General features: G+C 42.5%; 18 protein-coding genes. 17 read left to right on the top strand and 1 reads right to left on the bottom strand.

Annotated elements, in window-relative coordinates; genetic code table 11:
• The first annotated feature begins 148 nt into the window (after positions 1 to 148).
• From B5D59_RS03720 to B5D59_RS03695, 6 genes are all read left to right on the top strand, one after another.
• Positions 149 to 811 carry a FadR/GntR family transcriptional regulator gene (locus B5D59_RS03720; RefSeq protein WP_040759265.1) on the top strand — a complete coding sequence of 221 codons (663 nt, stop codon included), beginning with the start codon at positions 149 to 151 and terminating at the stop codon, positions 809 to 811.
• The gene (accD, locus tag B5D59_RS03715) at positions 808 to 1680 is read left to right on the top strand and encodes an acetyl-CoA carboxylase, carboxyltransferase subunit beta (protein ID WP_078816880.1); all 873 of its coding nucleotides are present in this window, start codon (positions 808 to 810) and stop codon (positions 1678 to 1680) included. The genes B5D59_RS03720 and accD overlap by 4 nt, the downstream gene beginning before the upstream one ends.
• A complete protein-coding gene (accA, locus tag B5D59_RS03710; protein WP_078816879.1) occupies positions 1677 to 2630 on the top strand; it encodes an acetyl-CoA carboxylase carboxyl transferase subunit alpha in 954 nt (317 codons plus the stop codon). The genes accD and accA overlap by 4 nt, the downstream gene beginning before the upstream one ends.
• 65 nt (positions 2631 to 2695) lie before the next feature.
• Positions 2696 to 3655 (top strand): 6-phosphofructokinase, encoded by a 960-nt coding sequence (gene pfkA / locus B5D59_RS03705; RefSeq protein ID WP_009497666.1) that lies wholly within the window; start codon positions 2696 to 2698, stop codon positions 3653 to 3655.
• A 43-nt stretch (positions 3656 to 3698) separates the two neighbouring features.
• Complete coding sequence (gene pyk, locus B5D59_RS03700; RefSeq protein WP_009497665.1) at positions 3699 to 5459, top strand: pyruvate kinase; 1761 nt, start codon at positions 3699 to 3701, stop codon at positions 5457 to 5459.
• Between the two features lie 55 nt (positions 5460 to 5514).
• Positions 5515 to 5898 (top strand): FxsA family protein, encoded by a 384-nt coding sequence (locus B5D59_RS03695; protein WP_078816878.1) that lies wholly within the window; start codon positions 5515 to 5517, stop codon positions 5896 to 5898.
• On the opposite strand, the gene B5D59_RS03690 is transcribed toward B5D59_RS03695, so the two are convergent.
• Positions 5891 to 6856 (bottom strand): AI-2E family transporter, encoded by a 966-nt coding sequence (locus tag B5D59_RS03690; protein WP_078816877.1) that lies wholly within the window; start codon positions 6854 to 6856, stop codon positions 5891 to 5893. The two genes, B5D59_RS03695 and B5D59_RS03690, sit on opposite strands and share 8 nt — an antisense overlap.
• Before the next feature lie 182 nt (positions 6857 to 7038).
• Between B5D59_RS03690 and citZ the strand changes: the two genes are divergently transcribed.
• From citZ to coaE, 11 genes are all read left to right on the top strand, one after another.
• Positions 7039 to 8154, top strand: a complete 1116-nt coding sequence (gene citZ, locus B5D59_RS03685) for a citrate synthase (RefSeq protein ID WP_040759263.1) — start codon at positions 7039 to 7041, stop codon at positions 8152 to 8154.
• Positions 8155 to 8226: 72 nt separating this feature from the next.
• Positions 8227 to 9495: an NADP-dependent isocitrate dehydrogenase gene (icd, locus tag B5D59_RS03680; protein WP_078816876.1), complete on the top strand. Its 1269-nt coding sequence runs from the start codon at positions 8227 to 8229 to the stop codon at positions 9493 to 9495.
• A 256-nt stretch (positions 9496 to 9751) separates the two neighbouring features.
• Positions 9752 to 10690: a malate dehydrogenase gene (mdh, locus tag B5D59_RS03675; protein ID WP_009497660.1), complete on the top strand. Its 939-nt coding sequence runs from the start codon at positions 9752 to 9754 to the stop codon at positions 10688 to 10690.
• Positions 10691 to 10839: 149 nt separating this feature from the next.
• Positions 10840 to 11325, top strand: coding sequence for a MaoC/PaaZ C-terminal domain-containing protein (locus tag B5D59_RS03670; RefSeq protein ID WP_009497659.1), 486 nt, complete (start codon positions 10840 to 10842; stop codon positions 11323 to 11325).
• Positions 11315 to 12022, top strand: coding sequence for a response regulator transcription factor (locus tag B5D59_RS03665; protein ID WP_078816875.1), 708 nt, complete (start codon positions 11315 to 11317; stop codon positions 12020 to 12022). Before B5D59_RS03670 ends, B5D59_RS03665 begins: the two co-directional genes overlap by 11 nt.
• The gene (pnpS, locus tag B5D59_RS03660; RefSeq protein ID WP_078816874.1) at positions 12023 to 13441 is read left to right on the top strand and encodes a two-component system histidine kinase PnpS; all 1419 of its coding nucleotides are present in this window, start codon (positions 12023 to 12025) and stop codon (positions 13439 to 13441) included. It abuts the gene before it with no gap.
• 80 nt (positions 13442 to 13521) lie between these two features.
• Entirely contained in the window at positions 13522 to 14499 is a 978-nt protein-coding gene (gene hflK / locus B5D59_RS03655) for an FtsH protease activity modulator HflK (protein WP_078816873.1), read from the top strand.
• Positions 14496 to 15518 (top strand): protease modulator HflC, encoded by a 1023-nt coding sequence (gene hflC, locus B5D59_RS03650; protein ID WP_009497655.1) that lies wholly within the window; start codon positions 14496 to 14498, stop codon positions 15516 to 15518. The genes hflK and hflC overlap by 4 nt, the downstream gene beginning before the upstream one ends.
• A gap of 224 nt (positions 15519 to 15742) precedes the next feature.
• A complete protein-coding gene (polA, locus tag B5D59_RS03645) occupies positions 15743 to 18367 on the top strand; it encodes a DNA polymerase I (RefSeq protein WP_078816872.1) in 2625 nt (874 codons plus the stop codon).
• Positions 18368 to 18377: 10 nt separating this feature from the next.
• Positions 18378 to 19250 carry a bifunctional DNA-formamidopyrimidine glycosylase/DNA-(apurinic or apyrimidinic site) lyase gene (mutM, locus tag B5D59_RS03640; RefSeq protein ID WP_078816871.1) on the top strand — a complete coding sequence of 291 codons (873 nt, stop codon included), beginning with the start codon at positions 18378 to 18380 and terminating at the stop codon, positions 19248 to 19250.
• Between the two features lie 12 nt (positions 19251 to 19262).
• Positions 19263 to 19862 carry a dephospho-CoA kinase gene (gene coaE / locus B5D59_RS03635; RefSeq protein WP_078816870.1) on the top strand — a complete coding sequence of 200 codons (600 nt, stop codon included), beginning with the start codon at positions 19263 to 19265 and terminating at the stop codon, positions 19860 to 19862.
• Positions 19863 to 19989 lie beyond the last annotated feature (127 nt).

The following is a 19989-nucleotide window of genomic DNA, read 5'->3' as shown; positions in this document are numbered from 1 at the left end:
AAAGCGAGCGTTCAGTCAGCGCGAAATTTGACGGAAAAAAACTATCGAAACTTTCCCATTTATGCTTTACGGAGAGGAATCTTTTTTGTATGCTAGTAAGCAAGGTGGTCTGACCACTTTGCCGGCAGAACGAAAAAGGAGTTCTTTTATGCAAAATTCACAATCGTCATCCAAGAGATTTTTGGATATTATCGGAGAGCTGCAATCGCTGATCAAAGAGCAAGGTATCCAATATGGCGATAAATTGCCCTCTGAGCGACATCTTGCCGAGCAGTTGCAGGTTAGCAGGACAGCAGTCCGAGAAGCGTTGCGCAGTATGGAATTGCTTGGCTTGATTGAAACGAGACGCGGAGAAGGAACTTTTTTATCTGATTTTAAAAAACACCAATTGGTTGAGGTCCTCTCCACGTTTATCATGCAACAAGCTCGATCTGTCCAAGACGTTGTGGAAACTCGAATGATTCACGAACGTGCAGCCATCACCACTGTAACTGAAAATGAGGAACTGCGCGCATTGCCTGTTTGGAAGGGCATGCAAGTTAAATTAAATGAAGAAGAAGCTGTTTTCTTAAGAGAAGACGTGATACGTGAAACGATTATCGCGACGGAAAATCGACTTTCCTTAAAAATTTGGTTTTTATTGAAACAATATAGCGGAGTCTCTTTTGATGTGGCGATCATTGCCCCAGAAGAAATAGAGGTAGTGGGCGCTCTGTTAGAAGAAATGATGGCAGGCAATACACAGCAGGCCATAGCCTATTATGCACAATGGATGAACCGAGTCGAGGGAGAAAGAAGGGAAATGGAATGAGTATCCGAGAGTTATTTAAAAAGAAGTCAAAAGAAAAAAACCACACGATTCCATCAATGAAAAGCAAAAATGACGTACCAGAAGGCATCATGACTAAATGTCCTGAATGTAAGTTTGTAATATTGACAAAAGACCTGATGAAAAACGCCAAAGTTTGCCCGGAATGTCAACATCATTACAAGATGACTGCACAGGAAAGAATCGAGCATTTATTGGATGCTGAGAGCTTTGAATCAATGGATGATCACCTGAAAACAGAAAACCCTCTAGATTTTCCTTCCTATACGGAGAAAGTCCAGGCAGATTCAGAAGCGACAGGGTTAAATGAAGCAGTGTTAACAGGAGTCGGCACTATTCAAGGTAAGCAAGTTGCGGTTGCTATTATGGATGCGCATTTCAGAATGGGTTCAATGGGTTCTGTCGTAGGCGAGAAAATCACAAGAACTGTAGAAAAAGCAACGCAACTAGGAATTCCAATGTTGATCTTTTCCGCTAGCGGTGGGGCGAGGATGCAAGAAGGAGTCCTTAGTTTGATGCAAATGGCGAAAGTAAGTGTTGCTCTTAAACGTCATGCCAACAAGGGCTTGCTTTTTGTATCGATTATGACCTATCCGACAACAGGCGGAGTCTCAGCAAGCTTTGCTTCTGTTGGAGATATCAATCTGGCGGAACCAAAGGCACTTATCGGTTTTGCTGGACGTCGTGTCATTGAACAGACAGTCAGGGAGAAATTGCCGGAAGACTTCCAAACGGCAGAGTTCTTACTTAGTCACGGACAAGTTGATGCTGTCGTTCATCGATGCGATATGGTGGATGTAATGGATAGAATTATTAAGCTTCACGCAGGGAAGGAGACGGATCGTGCATGAGTAAAACATTAGCTTTTGAAGAACCCATCGTGAAACTGCGTGAAAAAATTAGTGAATTAGAAGAGTATACGACAGTAAATGATGTTGACCTTTCAACGGAAATCGTGAATTTGAAAAGCCGTTTGGCGAAATTGGAAAAAGATATTTATGAGAATATGGAGCCGTGGGATCGTGTACAAGTCGCTCGACACCCTATGAGACCGACAACTACTGACTATATCCAGTATCTTTTCGAAGACTTTATAGAGCTTCATGGCGATCGGAACTTCGGTGATGACGAAGCGATTGTAGGAGGCATTGCATCATTTGACCAAATGCCGATCACAGTCATTGGCCATCAGCGAGGGAAGGATACGAAAGAGAATGTCAGAAGAAACTTCGGCATGCCTCACCCGGAAGGATATCGCAAAGCGCTTCGTTTAATGAAGCAAGCCGAAAAATTCAATCGCCCAATTATATGCTTCATTGACACAAAAGGAGCTTACCCCGGGAAAGCCGCTGAAGAGCGTGGCCAAAGTGAAGCAATTGCACGGAACTTGGTGGAAATGGCAGGATTGACAGTGCCTGTAATTTCGATTGTCATCGGTGAAGGCGGAAGTGGCGGGGCGCTGGCATTAGGCGTGGCCAATCATATCCATATGCTTGAGAACTCTACGTACTCTGTCATTTCACCAGAAGGGGCCGCTTCGATTCTATGGAAAGATCCAAAACTTGCGAAGCAGGCAGCGGAAGCGATGAAAATAACGGCTCCAGATCTTAAAGAAATGAACATCATTGATGAAATCATTCCTGAAGTTCTAGGCGGCGCCCATCGAGATGCAAATCAGCAAGCGATCGAGATTCGCGATGTATTGCGCAGATCACTGAAAACGCTGTGCGAGTTGTCATCGGAAGCGTTAATCGATGCACGCTATGAGAAATTCCGTAATATCGGCGTGTTTTCTGAATGAAAGGTGCGGAATAACCGCATCTTTTCATCCTTACATACTAATTTGATGTGAAAGGAGTGTGGAGAATGAGGAAAATTGCAGTGTTGACGAGCGGAGGCGACGCGCCTGGAATGAATGCGGCGATTCGTTCGGTTGTCCGGAAGGCGATATTTGAAGGGTTGGAAGTCGCAGGTGTATTCAATGGTTATCAAGGATTGATTGATGGGAAAATTGAACAGTTCCAACTTGGGTCGGTAGGCGATATCATTCAAAGGGGCGGAACTGTATTACGTTCTGCCAGATGTCCTGAATTCATGACAGAAGAAGGCCGCCAAAAAGCAGTGCGACAGATTAAGCTTCACGGTATAGAAGGTATCGTGATCATCGGCGGTGACGGTTCTTTCCGCGGAGCTAATGAACTCGTCAAGCTGAATATACCGTGTGCTTGTGTGCCGGCTACGATTGACAATGACATCAACGGCACAGAGTTTACGATCGGTTTTGATACTGCGCTCAACACGGTAATTGAAGCGATTGATAAAATCCGAGACACTGCCACCTCACATGAACGTTCATTTATCATAGAGGTCATGGGGCGGGATGCAGGTGACCTGGCGTTATGGGCCGGCCTTGGCGGCGGAGCGGAGTCCATTTTACTTCCTGAAAAGGAGTTTGACGTGACATCAGTCGTCAACCGTATAAAGAAAAGTGCTGATCGTGGAAAAAAACACAGTATTATCGTTTTGGCTGAAGGGATGATGCCTGCAAATGAATTGGCGGAGGTTCTAAAAAAAGAAGCTAATGTCGATACGCGTGTTTCTGTTTTGGGGCATATTCAGCGGGGTGGTTCACCGTCTGCAAGAGACCGCGTCATTGCCAGCCAATATGGCGCACGTGCGGTTGAAGCTCTGATGGAAGGAAAAAGAAGTGCTGCCATTGGTATGAGAAATCATAAAGTGGTAGACTATAATTTAGAGGAAGTCTTTACGAAGCGAGAAAAGTTAGATCTTTCATTATTGGATTTAGCTGAAACTTTATCCATTTAATTGTTATCACCAGAGTCTACATGACACAGAGGAGCGATAGTTAGTGAGGAAGACAAAAATTGTGTGTACAATCGGTCCAGCAAGTGAATCGTATGAATCACTGAATAAGCTGATTGACGCAGGGATGAACGTGGCACGTCTGAACTTCTCCCATGGCACCCAAGAAGAACATAAAGTACGTATCGAAAGAATTCGTAAGGCGGCTAAAGAAAGAGGAAAAGTCGTCGGGATTTTACTGGATACGAAGGGCCCTGAAATCAGAACACATAAAATGAAGGACGACCAAATCGAGCTAGTCAGAGGACAAGCAATCGATATTTCGATGGAGGAAGTGCTTGGGACTGAAGAAGTTTTTTCAGTCACGTATAAAGAGCTGATCAATGATGTAGATCGCGGTTCATTCGTACTTTTGGATGATGGACTGATTGAGCTGGAAGTTACCGGCAAAGATAATGACAAAGGGTTGATTCATACTAAAGTGATCAACGCAGGTCCATTGAAAAACAATAAAGGTGTTAACGTACCAAATGTTTCTGTACAGCTTCCGGGGATTACGGATAAAGACAAAGAAGATATTCTGTTTGGTATTGAGCAAGGAGTCGATTTCATTGCAGCTTCCTTTGTTCGACGCGCAGCAGATGTGATAGAGATTCGCGAATTGCTTGAAAACAATAATGGCGGACAGATCCATATTGTGCCGAAGATCGAAAATCAAGAAGGCGTCGACAATTTGGATGCAATACTTCAATTATCAGATGGATTAATGGTAGCTCGCGGAGACTTAGGCGTCGAAATACCGGCTGAAGAAGTTCCTTTGGTTCAGAAGATGATGATTAAGAAATGTAACCAGTATGGAAAGCCGGTTATTACGGCGACTCAAATGCTTGATTCCATGCAGAGAAATCCACGCCCAACGAGAGCGGAAGCAAGCGACGTGGCGAATGCCATCTTGGATGGCTCTGATGCGGTCATGCTATCGGGCGAAACGGCAGCAGGGATGTATCCAGTAGAGTCTGTTAAAATAATGGATAAGATTGCAGTTTCTACAGAAGACTCCATGGACTTCCACTCGGTTGTTTCCTCCAGAACAAGAGGAAAAGAAGGAAACCTTACAGAAGCGATTGGACAAGCGGCTGCCTATACAGCTCTAAATCTTAATGTAAAAGTAATTTTGGCACCGACAGAAAGTGGTCAAACTGCTGAGATGATTGCGAAATACCGCCCAGGTGTTCCGATTATCGCAGTGACACGTTCTGAATCTGTTTCTAATAAACTGACACTCGTGTGGGGGGTATATCCTATCGTCGGCAAAAAAGCGTTGGATATTGATGGGATCCTCCAAGAATCTGTTGAAGAAAGTGTCAAGCATCAATACGTCACACATGGGGATGTGGTCATCATCACTGCAGGTGTTCCAGTTGGAGAAGCAGGTACTACTAACCTAATGAAATTGCATGTGATCGGTGATTTAATCGCACGCGGACAAGGTATCGGTAAAAATGTGGCGTTTGGAAAAGCGAAAGTCATCAATTCGGCAAGGGAAGCACTGACTCAAATAGCTGAAGGCGACATCATCGTGACGAAATCAACCGATCGTGATATGTATGCAGCGCTTGAGAGATGTGCAGGTATTATCACAGAAACTAGCGGGCTGACGAGTCATGCAGCAGTAGTTGGTTTAAGTCTAGGTGTTCCTGTTATCGTCGGTGTTGAAAATGTAACATCAATAATTAAAAATGGAAGCGACATTACAATGGATGCAGCGAGCGGTGTTATCTACAACGGTCACGCGAAAGTATTGTAATTCATTCAGACCGCTGTTCTCATTATGAGAAGGCGGTCTTTTCGGAGGTTAATATATGAAATGGTTAGTAGGTCTGTTCATCATTGTTCCAACTGCAGAGTTGGCTTTATTGATAGTTTCCGGTAAAACACTAGGAGTGCTTCCGACAATCTTAATCATACTTGTGACGGGGTTCGGAGGTGCCTATCTAGCGAAAAAACAAGGTTTTCGGGCTTGGCGAGATCTTCAATATCGCTTGGCGAATAGGGAAACACCTGGAAAAGCCTTGGTAGATAGTGTTTGTATATTTTTCGGCGGACTACTGTTGTTGATGCCTGGATTTTTGACAGACATCCTAGGATTTATATTGCTATTTAGCTGGCCGCGTAAAATTTTATATCCATTTATTGTGAAGTGGATTTACAATAAGATGAAAAATGGGCAAATTCGCGTTATGTGAAGGTAGGATGTTCTTTTACTTTCAAAGCTAAAAATAAAAAGAATGGTAAAAATATAATGCCGTAAATGCCAAATAAATAGACTGCACATGCAGTAATGAGAAACGAATGAACGGTTTTTAATTTGAAAGTATGAGCCCATAAAAAAGATTCAGTCATCTGCCTTGTGATGAGCAAAACGATATATAGAATGAGCAAACCGATTGCTAATTGTACGTGATCTATGTAAAACGCAAATGCAATCATTGGTAAAAAGACTAATCCAATTCCTAAAAAAGGAATACTGTCGACCATGGAAATTAAAAATGCTTTTGTCAAAAAAGAGTCGAAACCGAGCAACCAAAAACCGATACTCATGAGTGAAAAGGTAATGAAAAAAAGCCGGATTTGAACAGAAAAGAAATGCCCCATCAGGCTGCTGGCTTTTGAAAAAATACGTGTCGCAGCGGGGCGGAATTTTTTGGGGAAATAAACTAAAAACCAAAAGCGATTCTTCGCACTTTCTCGTAATGCAAAGAAATAAGCAATAACGAACATGAAGATGCTAAACAATTGTTGGAATAACTTTTGGAAAAAACTTAAAATTCCTTCCATTGCTTCATGACTGGACTGTATAAAGCTCTCTGATACTGCGTGAAAATCCAGCCCTTTGCTGTCAATCATCTCCAAGACTAAGACCAACTGATCTTCAACTGTCCAAAGAACTGAAATAAAGCCGTTCACCGAAAAGAAAACAAATGCGTACATTAAAAGCGCAAGGATGAACATAATGATTAAGGTAGCTAAAAAAGCTGGTAATTTAGTTAAAGATATTAAAGAGTTCACAAGCGGGGCAGTGAAAAAAGCTAAAATTATTGCGAAGCCAATAGGCGGGATGATCACTACAAACAGGACAATGAATAAAGCGGGTAACCATTGCCGTGAGTACGTTTGTAGGCGTTTAGAGTCGATCGATATCATAATTTCTGCCCGCTCCTTTCGAATAATTATAAACAAAAAACATCTTTACCATTCACAAAACTGTAAAAGTTGCTTATAATGGACATTGTAAGCGTTTTAGATAAAAATATAATTAGCAGATGGCCGTCATTCTGCACTCCGCATCCGGGGGATGGCCAGACTGGGAAGAAGGAGAGAATATCATGACAGCAACAAAAGGATTGGAAGGTATCATTGCGGCACAAACTCAAATCAGCTCCATTATCGATGACACACTTACGTATGTAGGGTATGGCATTGACGATCTAGCAGAGAACGCTAGTTTTGAAGAAGTAGTTTACCTCCTTTGGCATAAGCGCCTGCCAAGTGCAGACGAGCTTGCTGAGTTAAAACAGCAACTAGAAGAGCATGCGGAAATACCACAAGGAGTAATCGACCACTTTAAAACTTATCCAATCGACAAAGTGCATCCGATGGCAGCACTACGCACAGCAATCTCACTTCTTGGATTATACGATGATAAAGCTGAAGATATGTCACCTGAAGAAAATTACAAAAAGGCGATTAAACTTCAAGCAAAAGTTGCAACTGTTGTTACTGCTTTCGCGCGTATCCGTAAAGGACAAGAGCCAGTAGCGCCTAAAAAGGGCCTTAGCTATGCGGCAAACTTCCTTTACATGCTTTCTGGGGAAGAGCCTGCTGATATCGCGGAAGAAGCATTCAACAAAGCACTTGTACTACATGCAGATCATGAATTGAACGCATCTACTTTCACAGCGCGTGTATGTGTCGCAACTCTTTCTGATATGTATTCTGGTGTAACTGCTGCAATTGGCGCTCTTAAAGGGCCGCTACACGGCGGAGCTAACGAAGCGGTTATGAATATGCTAATGGAAATCGGCGATGAGGAAAAAGTCGAGCCATATATTCGTGAAAAGCTAGCAAACAAGGAAAAAATCATGGGCTTCGGTCACCGTGTCTACCGCAAAGGTGATCCACGTGCGAAGCATTTACGTGAAATGTCTAAGAAATTAACTGCTCTTCGCGGTGAAGAAAAATGGTATAACATGTCTGAGAAAATCGAATCAATTGTAACAGGCGAAAAGAATTTGCCTCCAAATGTTGATTTCTACTCCGCTTCGGTATATCATTCATTAGACATCGATCATGATATTTTCACACCTATTTTTGCGGTTTCTCGTTTTTCAGGATGGATTGCACATATCCTGGAGCAATACGAAAACAATCGCTTGATCCGCCCACGTGCAGAATACGTAGGACCAGGCATGCAGAAATATGTTCCAATCAATGAACGATAAAAACTAGTAAATTTCGTGGGGCGGTATTTCGTATACCGGCCCACTGATTTTGAACTCAGGAGGATATCAATAATGGCTAATGATGGAAAGATTACAGTAACTAACGGTGTTTTAAACGTCCCAGATCACGCAACGATTCCTTTCATTATAGGCGACGGTACGGGTCCAGATATTTGGAACGCAGCATCACGCGTAATTGAAGCGGCTGTTGAGAAGGCTTATGACGGTAAAAAGAAGATTAATTGGTTAGAAGTTCTTGCAGGGGAAAAAGCATTTAATCAAACTGGTGATTGGCTTCCGAAAGAAACTCTCGACACAATTGACGAATATCTTATCGCGATTAAAGGACCGCTTACAACACCAATCGGTGGAGGATTCCGTTCATTGAACGTAGCTTTGCGTCAAGAACTTGATCTTTACACTTGCTTGCGTCCAGTTCGTTATTTCGAAGGAGTACCTTCACCCGTGAAACGTCCTGAGGATTGTGACATGGTTATTTTCCGTGAGAACACAGAAGATATCTACGCGGGGATCGAGTACCAAAAAGGTTCTGACGATGCGAAAAAATTAGTTAACTTCCTTCAAACTGAGCTAGGTGTTGATAAGATCCGTTTCCCTGAAACTTCCGGTCTTGGAATCAAGCCGATTTCTGAAGAAGGAACGAAACGTCTTGTCCGTGCTGCGTTGAACTATACGATCAATGAAGGCCGTAAATCATTGACACTTGTTCACAAAGGTAACATCATGAAGTTCACAGAAGGCGCATTCGCAAGCTGGGGATATGAAGTGGCTGAAGAAGAATTCGGCGACAAAGTATTCACGTGGAAAGAATATGACCGTATCAAAGAAGCTGACGGCACTGAAGCAGCGAACAAAGCACAAACTGACGCAGAAGCTGCTGGTAAAATCATCGTAAAAGATGCGATTGCAGATATCTTCTTGCAACAAATCTTGACTCGTCCTAAAGAATTCGACGTAGTTGCTACAATGAACTTGAACGGTGACTACATCTCAGATGCACTAGCTGCACAAGTTGGCGGAATTGGTATCGCTCCAGGAGCGAACATCAACTATGTAACTGGACATGCAATCTTCGAAGCAACTCACGGTACTGCACCTAAATACGCTGGATTGGATAAAGTTAACCCTTCATCCGTACTTCTTTCAGGCGTTATGATGCTAGAACACCTTGGTTGGAATGAAGCAGCTAATTTAATCACAGCTTCTATCGAAAGCACAATTGCGTCTAAAGTCGTGACGTATGATTTCGCACGTCTAATGGACAACGCAACTGAAGTCAGCACATCTGGTTTCGCTGATGAATTAATCAAAAATCTATAAGAAATAATTAAGAGGGGGAATTCATTCTCCCTCTTTATCTACATTCAGCAACAGACTTTCACCTCTATAGGTGGCGGGATGAAAGCTTTATATTTACTGTTTAGCGGTGTTCAAACGCCTGCTGAATAAAGACGGAGCCTCCGGCGGATGTCACAGGTTTTGAAAGGAGTTAATCGAGCTTGCTCGATTCAAAATCTAGACGCAATTACACCGAGGCGTAATTGATAGAAAATTGTTCTGAAAAGGGGAGTTTTACATGTCATTGAAGCGTAAAAAAGTATCGGTTATCGGATCTGGTTTTACCGGAGCAACAACTGCATTTCTTTTGGCTCAAAAAGAACTTTGTGATGTCGTAATTGTGGATATTCCTCAGATGGAAAATCCAACAAAGGGCAAAGCATTGGACATGTTGGAGGCTGGTCCGGTTCAAGGTTTCGACGCAAATATCATAGGGACTTCTAATTATGAAGATACAAAGGATTCAGATGTCGTTGTCATCACTGCAGGTATTGCACGTAAACCAGGAATGAGCCGTGACGACTTAGTTCAGACCAACCAAAAAGTAATGAAATCAGTAACAGCTGAGATCGTGAAATATTCACCAAATACGACGATTCTAGTGTTAACCAATCCAGTTGATGCGATGACGTATACCGTTTATAGGGAATCTGGCTTTCCGAAAGAACGCGTAATCGGTCAGTCTGGAGTTTTAGATACTGCTCGTTTCCGTACATTTGTCGCACAAGAATTAAATCTTTCCGTAAAAGATGTGACTGGTTTTGTATTGGGCGGTCACGGGGATGATATGGTTCCGTTAGTGCGTTATTCAACAGCAGGTGGTGTACCGTTGGAAAACTTGATTTCTGCAGGCCGTCTGGAAGAAATCGTAGATCGGACGCGCAAAGGTGGAGCTGAGATCGTCAATCTTTTAGGTAATGGTTCTGCATACTATGCACCTGCCGCTTCATTAGTGGAGATGACAGAAGCAATCCTTAAAGATCAAAAACGTGTCTTGCCATCTATTGCATTCCTTGAAGGAGAGTATGGCATGGACGGTATATACTTAGGTGTGCCGACTGTGTTAGGTGCAGGCGGTATCGAAAAAATTATAGAACTGGAATTAACGGACGATGAAAAAGCGGGTCTTGAGAAATCAGCTGACTCTGTGCGTGCGGTAATGAATGTTCTGGCATAATGAATGTCTGAAGAAACGAGCAGCGAATGAAGCTGCTCGTTTTTTTATGTAACTCGATTTTTCGCAAAGAGATTGCTATACTTTAACTAATTGAATAGATCTTCGTTCGCTTTACTGGATAATCCGGAAGTATACTAGGGGGGATTTCTTTGTTGAAAGGTAAACGTATAACGATTGGGAAAGAAATGGCCGAGTTGGAAGTTGGAGAGAGGCTAAGCCTTACTGAGAAAATTGAGGATAAAGACTTGATGCTCTATTTAGGGCTGACAAATGATGCGAATCCGCTGTATATTCAGCATGACTATGCAGCTGAGACCATTTATGGACAGCCGATTGTGCCGCCGATTATGTTGACGGGTATCGTGACAGCTGCAGTTTCAAAGCACTTGCCTGGCCCAGGCGCGCACATTATCCGTCAACAACTACATTTTCCAAAGCCGGTATATCACTATGCGATTGTCGAGTTTTTCTTGGAAATTACTAAGTTGGAGCTCGCAACAAATCAAGTAACGATTTCAGTAGATGCGATCGATGACGAGGGAGAGTGTGTCATGAGCGGGGAAGTAGTCGTCAAGACGCCTGAAAAAACAAACACCGAACAATTGTCGAAAAAAGGAGTTATTAATGGAAACTAAACAACAGAAGGTATTGATTGTAGAAGATGAACAATCGATTCAAAAACTATTAGAATTTACTCTTAAGCAAGCGAATTATCACACAATCTTGGCCAGTGACGGTGAACAAGCTCTATCACTCGTTTTAGATGAAGAGCCCGATTTGATTATTTTAGATTTGATGCTTCCTAAAATTGAGGGCATAGAAGTGTGCAGAATGCTGAGAAAGCAAGATATTGAAACTCCGATCATAATGCTGACCGCAAAAGGCGAAGAGATGGACAAAATCATCGGTCTTGAGATGGGGGCAGATGATTATATGACAAAACCTTTCAGTCCACGCGAAGTGGCAGCTCGGGTAAAGGCGGTTCTTCGGCGTACCGGCGAAAAAAAGGTCCAAAAAATAAAAGAAGAAATTCTAGAAGCAGGACAATTAGTCGTCTATCCTGAGCGTTTTGAAGTCTATCTCGATAAAAAACAATTAGATTTCACACCTAAGGAATTTGAGCTGCTCGTCTATTTCATGCGTCATACCAACCGTGTACTCACACGTGATCAGCTTCTTCAAGCTGTCTGGAATTATGATTTTGCGGGCGATACGAGAATCGTGGACGTCCATGTCAGCCATCTGCGCGATAAAATCGAAGAAAATACAAGAAAGCCTCGTTACATCAAAACGATGAGAGGGGTAGGCTATAAATTCGGAGAGCAAATTTAAATGAAGAACTATTATTCGAGCCTGCTCGCTGCGTCTGCGATAATTTTATCCATCTTATTAATTGTACTTGGAATTATCCTAGGTCAATTTTTTCACTTATTCGCAGAAGATGTCGACCCAATCATTCAACAAACGTATTGGGTCTTTCTTTTACTTACACTTGTATTAGTATTCATCGTCATGATGTTTGTGATGGCAAAATTACTCCAGCAATACGTTCAACCCATCGACCATTTTACGGATATCGCTCATCAGCTGGCTTCAGGTAACTACTTAGCGAGAGCTCAAGTGGAGGATGGTCATATGAATCAGCAGTTGACGATCACAATCAATCAGATAGCCAGGAATCTGCAAGAGAATTCGATTCTGCGTGCGATGGAACAGGAACGACTTAAGACATTGATCAGCAGTATCGGCAGCAGTCTTCTTGTATTTGGTCGGCAAGGCGCTGTCAATCTTGTAAACCGTGTGTTTGAAGAAACATTTCATCGAACTGGCGAAGATCTAATGGGGAAGACTTATAAAGATATCGGATTACCAGAAGATATTGAGAAGGAAATTGAAGCGATTTTTTTAACGGAAGAAGTTCGCTCATTCCAATCAAAAATTCGTTTGGAAGGCGATATAGTTCATTTGGAAGTGTACGGCGCTCCAGTTATTGGGGAAAATGGGAATTGGCTAGGGATCGTTGTCATCATGCATGACATTACGGAGTTGATTCACCTTGAACAAATACGTAAAGATTTTGTTGCAAATGTCTCTCATGAATTGAAAACCCCTGTCACATCAATTAAAGGATTTTCTGAGATGCTATTGGATGGGGAACTTGAAGACTCTGCGCTTAAAAAAGAATTTCTTGAAATCATCTACAAAGAAAGTAATCGGCTCCAACTGCTAATTGAGGATTTACTTCGTTTGTCGAGTATGGAACGCGGAAGTTTTGAAATTACGAGTAAACCTGTAAATATGATTGAAGTTATTAAGCAATCTATCCAAATTGTTCAAACCAAGTTGCAGAAAAAAGATATGGAAGTTGTATTAAATATGCCGCAACAATTAATAATCCCTGCGGATCACGACCGTCTTGTACAAGTGATGGTCAATTTGCTGAATAACGCTATTGCCTATTCACGAGAGGAAACTACGATTACTGTATCGGTTCAGGAAGTATCTGACTTTGTCAATATTGATGTCAGTGACGAAGGAATGGGCATCACATCTTCTGAGCTGCCACGCTTGTTTGAGCGCTTCTACCGTATCGATCGTGCGAGAAGCAGGGAATCGGGCGGTACGGGACTTGGTTTGGCAATTGTCAAACACATAGTAGAAGCACATAACGGATCTGTTACGGTTGATAGTGAAATAGGGATCGGCACCACCTTTAAAGTACAGCTTCCAGTAAGTGAATCTAAACAATGATATACAATTCTCTATTTCATTGAAACTAAATTGCCGGTTGTTCCGTAAAGTAAACATACAGAGAAAAGGGAGGAACAATTATGGGCACAAAACGAATCCTTGTGACACTGGGCTTAGTCATCACCGGATTATTGCTTTTATTAATCGTATTTACGACATGGTATACCGTTGACGAATCCGAACAAGCCGTCGTGATTTCATTTGGTCAAGCGGGTGAACCAGTCGTGGAGTCTGGCTTGCACTTCAAACTACCGTGGCCGATTCAGCGGGCTGAAATTTTATCTAAAGAAACGTATAGTATCCACTTTGGCTACAAACAAGACAAAAGTGGTGAGATTGTCGATAAGGAAACGAAAATGATTACAGGTGATGAATACATAGTACTCACCGATCTAACCGTTCAATGGCGAATTGTCGATCCCAAAAAATATATTTTCAATGCTGAAGAGCCAATTGAAATTTTGCGGGATGCAGCTTCTGCTTCCATTCGCTCCGTCATCGGCAGTTCGACTATCGATGCAGCATTAACGGATGGAAAGGCAGAAATAGAGGCTAAAACACGCGATTTATTAACGAACCTGGTGGAAAGTTATGACATTGGAATTGCCGTTCAAGGCGTAAAACTGCAAGATGTAGAACTGCCAAATGCTGAAGTACGTGCTGCATTTACGGCCGTGACTGATGCAAGGGAAACGAAGAATACGAAAATTAACGAAGCAAAGAAATATGAAAACCAGAAAACAAAAGAAGCGATCGGTGAACGTGACGCGATCAAATCCGAAGCACAAGGTAAGAAGACCGCACGTATTGAACAAGCACGAGGGGATGTAGCGGTATTCAGTGATCTATATACCGAGTATGCGAAAAGCAAAGCAATTACGCGAGAGCGTCTGATCCTCGAAACGCTTGAACAAGTCTTACCTAAAGCAAATCTTTATATCATGAACGATAGCGGAGAAACAATGAAGTATTTGCCTATTCAACAGTTGCCGCAAGCCCCGCCTGTAGAGACTAAAGAGTCGGAGCAGCAAGCTGAGAAAGGAGAGAAAGCATCATGAGTAACGAGCAAAATCCTTTCAAAAAAATAGAAGAAGCGATGAAGAAAATGAGTGAAAATGAGAAAAATAAAACCGATCAGAAAAGACCGGCAACTGATCCTAAAGTAAAAGTTATCAAACCGAAAAAAACAGTCAATATCAAACGTTATACGAAATTAATCGTAATGCTGACCGCCGCATTTGCTGTGCTGGTCATCCTGCTTTCCAATTTGTTCATCGTCAAAGAGAATGAATACCGGGTCGTTCGTCAGTTCGGTGAAATTACCAGGATCGTCAAAGACCCGGGTATTAATATGAAAATACCATTTATTCAAAGTGTCTCGACTTTGCCTAAAAACCAAATGACGTATAACGTGCAGGAAGCAGAAATCACTACTAAGGATAAAAAGCGGATCATCATCGACAACTATGCAGTCTGGCACATCACAGATCCTGCAAAGATGATTTCAAACGCCCGGAACATCGTTAACGCGGAAGCACGGATGGAGGAATTCATTTATTCAGTAGTCCGAAATGAAATGGGGCGCCTGGATTACGTGGATGTCGTCAATGACGAAAACTCAGGACGCGGAAGTTTAAACGACCGCGTTACAGAGAAGGTCAATGACTTCCTAGCTGAAGGAAACTTTGGAATCGAAGTCGTCGATGTCCGAATGAAACGCATCGACTTACCTGAAGAGAACGAGCAATCCATATACACACGCATGATTTCAGAACGTCAATCGACCGCACAATCCTATTTGTCGGAAGGGGACGCGGAAAAACGTAAAATCGAAGCAGAAACGGATCGAGAAGTACAGGAAATGTTGGCGAAAGCAAAAAAAGAAGCAGCCATTGTGACAGCACAAGGGGAAGCAGAAGCTGCAAAAATCTATAACCAAGCTTTCTCGAAAGATCCTGAATTCTACAAGCTTTATCGAACGCTTCAATCTTATTCGAAAGTCGTGAATGACGAAACGGTAATCATCCTTCCATCCGATTCACCATATGCGAAGCTATTAACTGGATATTTACAATAATAATAAGTGCGTCATTTTCATTTACAGTTGCTGAATGGTAAACTAAATGAAAATGACGTGTTTTTAATTCAAAAGCGGAAAGCGCCGTCTAGCCTCGACAGGCACTGGAAGCTTTAAAATAAAGGCGCTTTTTGCCTTTATCTTTAAGACTGAAGTGTCCCGAGAGGCTGGCGCTTGCAGCTGGATGATTAATTGTGAAGATACTTAAAGGAGTGGGATAGATTTTGACGAAAAAGAAAATAGTCTTACTGGACGGCAACAGCTTGGCGTATCGAGCTTTTTTTGCTTTACCCTTACTGACGAATGATAAAGGGATCCACACGAATGCTGTATATGGCTTCACGATGATGCTCGAAACGATTCTGGACAATGAAAAGCCGACACATGTCTTGGTGGCCTGGGATGCGGGTAAAACAACGTTCCGGCACAGCACTTTTACAGAATATAAAGGAGGCCGACAAAAGACGCCGCCCGAGCTTTCCGAACAATTTCCCTATATCCGTAAATTGATTGAGGCATTTGGCATCGAGCAATATGAACTCGATCTTTATGAGGCGGATGACATCATTGGTACATTGAGCAGGGAGTGTAGTGAAGCGAAAGCAGAAGTGGTCATCATTTCTGGAGACAAGGACTTGACCCAACTGGCAAACGAACAGACAACGGTGTGTATTACGAGAAAAGGGATTACGGATCTTGAAAAATACACTCCTCAGCATATTGAAGAAAAATACGGCATTGAGCCATTGCAGATCATCGATATGAAAGGCTTGATGGGCGATGCGTCCGACAATATTCCAGGTGTTCCGGGAATTGGGGAGAAAACTGCGCTAAAGCTTTTAAAAGAGTATGGTTCAGTAGAGAATGTTTACCAATCAATCGATCAAATTACCGCCAAAAAAATGAAAGAAAACTTAGTGACGAATAAAGAGCAGGCGTTCATGAGTAAAGAATTGGCAACGATCGAAGTGCATGCGCCAATCGAAGTATCTTTAGCAGATCTAGATTTCGCAGGTCGAAATGAAGAGGAAGTCATCCAGCTTTACAAAGAGCTGCAATTTAATTCGCTTCTCGAAAAATTGGATGCGCCAGTTGAAGTGCAGCACCTTGAAGAAATAGAAATTCAAACTGTCGATGAAGTGACTGCCGATATGTTGACGGATACAATGTCTATCCATGTGGAAATCGATGGAGACAATTATTTATCAGCGTCTATTTTAGGGATTGGCCTGTCGAATGAAACCAATACCTATTTCGTTCCGACTAATGTAGCGGCATCTTCGGCTATGCTTAAAGAATGGCTGGAAGACCATGCGACATTGAAATATGCTTCTGATTCCAAGTCAGCCTATGCGGCGATAGCGAGGCTTGGCATGGAGCTGAACGGCACGGACTTTGATCTCATGCTGGCAGCATATATCGTTAATCCTTCTTTTTCGACAGGAGAAGTAGCAGAGATTGCGCGTTCATTCGGATACCACGGAGTTAAAAGCGATGAAGCGGTTTTTGGCAAAGGTGCAAAAAGATCACTTCCTGATGCAGAACAACTTGCAGAGCATGTCGCAAGAAAAGCGCATGCTGTGTGGGAGCTGTACCCAGTCGTATCCAAGCAGTTGGAAGAAAATGAGCAACAAGAATTATTTCATGAGCTTGAACTGCCATTAGCGAAAATTCTAGGTAAGATGGAAGTGACTGGAGTTAAGACCGATTTGGACGTACTCCAAACAATTGGTCAACAATTGTCCGAACGCCTAGCATTGATTGAGAAGGACATCTATGAAATGGCGGGAGAGAAATTCAATATTAATTCGCCAAAGCAACTCGGTGTAATTCTTTTTGAGAAAATTGGCCTGACACCGATTAAGAAGACGAAAACAGGCTACTCGACAGCAGCCGATGTTTTGGAGAAGCTAGAGAATGAGCATGAAATCATTCAGCATATCCTACTGTATCGTCAGCTTGGTAAGTTGAATTCGACTTATATTGATGGACTTTCAAAAGAGATTCACGAAGATGGAAAAATTCATACGCGCTTCCAGCAAGCCCTGACGCAGACAGGTCGCTTAAGCTCAATCAATCCGAACTTGCAAAATATCCCGATTCGTTTGGAAGAAGGCCGCAAAATACGGGCAGCATTTATTCCTTCCGAACCTGAATGGATTATGTTTGCTGCAGACTATTCACAAATTGAGTTACGTGTATTAGCTCATATCTCGCAGGATGAGAAATTGATCGAGGCCTTCAAGCAAGGCGCGGATATTCATACGAAAACTGCGATGGATGTATTCGGCGTAAGTGAAGAGGATGTCGACAGCAATATGCGCCGTGCAGCCAAAGCTGTCAATTTCGGAATTGTCTACGGCATAAGCGATTATGGATTGTCGCAAAGCTTGAATATTACGCGTAAAGAGGCAGGGGAATTTATCGATACGTATTTGGCTAGTTTCCCGGGTGTAAAACAATATATGGATGACAGTATTGCCGATGCCAAGCAAAAGGGATATGTGACGACTTTGCTTAATAGACGCCGATACTTGCCGGATATTACGAGCTCTAACTTTAATTTGCGCAGCTTTGCAGAACGGACTGCAATGAATACACCGATTCAAGGGACTGCGGCGGATATCATTAAAAAAGCGATGATTGATATGGACGCACGACTTGAAAAAGAACAATTGCAAACACGTATGCTGCTGCAAGTACATGATGAATTGATTTTTGAAGCCCCTGTGGAAGAATTAGAAAGACTAAAAGAAATCGTACCGGAAGTCATGGAACAAACACTTCAGCTTGATGTTCCATTAAAAGTCGATTGGAATCATGGCAAGTCCTGGTACGAAACGAAGTGAGAGGATATACATGCCGGAACTACCCGAAGTAGAAGGAGTGGTGCGAGATCTCGCGCCGCTTGTTGAAGGACGGACGATCAAAGGGCTTTCCGTGTCCGATACGGTCGTAACTTCAAAATTAGCTGGTAAAGAAACGATTATTAAAGGAAAAACTGTAGAGGACTTTCTTCAAGATATGGAACTTATGCACATTCAGAAGATCGTCCGGCGCAGTAAATATATTTATTTTCATCTGAAGAAGCAAGAGCAGTCGTATCTACTCGTCAGCCATTTAGGGATGACGGGTGCTTGGTTTGTCGTCGACTCTTTAAATGGAATTGCAGAAGAGAAGTTTCGTAAACATGCTCATATCTTTTTGGAGATGGAAGATGGCGGTTTACTTATTTATTCGGATATCCGCAGATTCGGAGAGATGCGTCTTTTACAATCAGAAGAAGATTTTCCGCCTCTCCTAGATATGGCACCGGAGCCATTTTCAGAGGAAGCGCTAGATCATTTTCTCGAAATGGCGGAATTCACAAAATATAAAAGTAAAGCGATCAAAGAAGTGATCATGGATGGCAAAGTGATCTCAGGCTGTGGCAATATTTATGCAACAGAAGCATTGTTTCATATGAATATTCATCCAGCGCGAGCCGCGGAAAGAATTAGCAGAAAACGCAAAATTCTGCTGTTCAATGAAATTGTCCGCGTGCTGCAAGAGAGCATAGATGCAGGGGGCAGCACGATTTCGGATTATCGTTCTGTCAACGGCAATGCGGGAACAATGCAAAATCGTTTGCATATGTACGGAAAGAAAGTGTGCAGTACGTGCGAAACGCCTACGAAAAGCAAGCAGATTGCCGGAAGGACTTCCGTCTATTGTCCTGCTTGTCAAAAATGAGGAGTGATAGAAGTGATCATTGGACTGACAGGTAGTATCGCCAGCGGTAAAAGCACAGTGGCCAACATGCTGCGTGAAAAAGGTTACCCTATTGTCGACGCAGACGTCATCGCCCGCCAAGTAGTTGAACCAGGAAGTCCTCTTTTGAATGAAATTCAACATGCATTTGGCAGTGATGTTATTCAAAAAGACGGATCACTCAATCGCGAAGAACTAGGTGCACTAATTTTTCATGATGAAAATAAACGCGTCCAGTTAAACGAACTCATGCACCCGGCAATTAGAGGGGAAATGGTAAGCCAGAAGGAACAATATCTGCAGCAAGGCTATCAAACTGTCATTATGGACATCCCATTGCTTTTTGAAAGCAAATTGCATTCCTATGTAGAAAAGATTCTAGTCGTCTCTGTCACTAAAGAACTGCAAAAACAGCGTCTAATCGCACGTAATGAATTGTCAGAACAAGAGGCAGATGCACGAATTGCCTCCCAGCTCGACATGGATATCAAAGAATCAGGTGCCGACGCAGTCATCCATAATAATGGCACGATAGAAGAAACTGAAAAACAGTTAGAAAAAATACTAGCTGACTGGCAAGCGACGCCATTATAAGGAGTACCCGACGGTACCGCATAATATCCGTAGTTAGTTCATGTTTGCAAGTAGTATTTCTTTCGTATATTTAGAAAATTTATTTTTTAAAATAAACATCTAATAGTGTTGGCTAAATCGTAATATA

The sequence above is a fragment of the Sporosarcina newyorkensis genome (assembly GCF_900167515.1).
Classification (GTDB): Bacteria; Bacillota; Bacilli; order Bacillales_A; family Planococcaceae; genus Sporosarcina; species Sporosarcina newyorkensis.
This window is presented reverse-complemented; position numbering and strand designations above follow the sequence as displayed.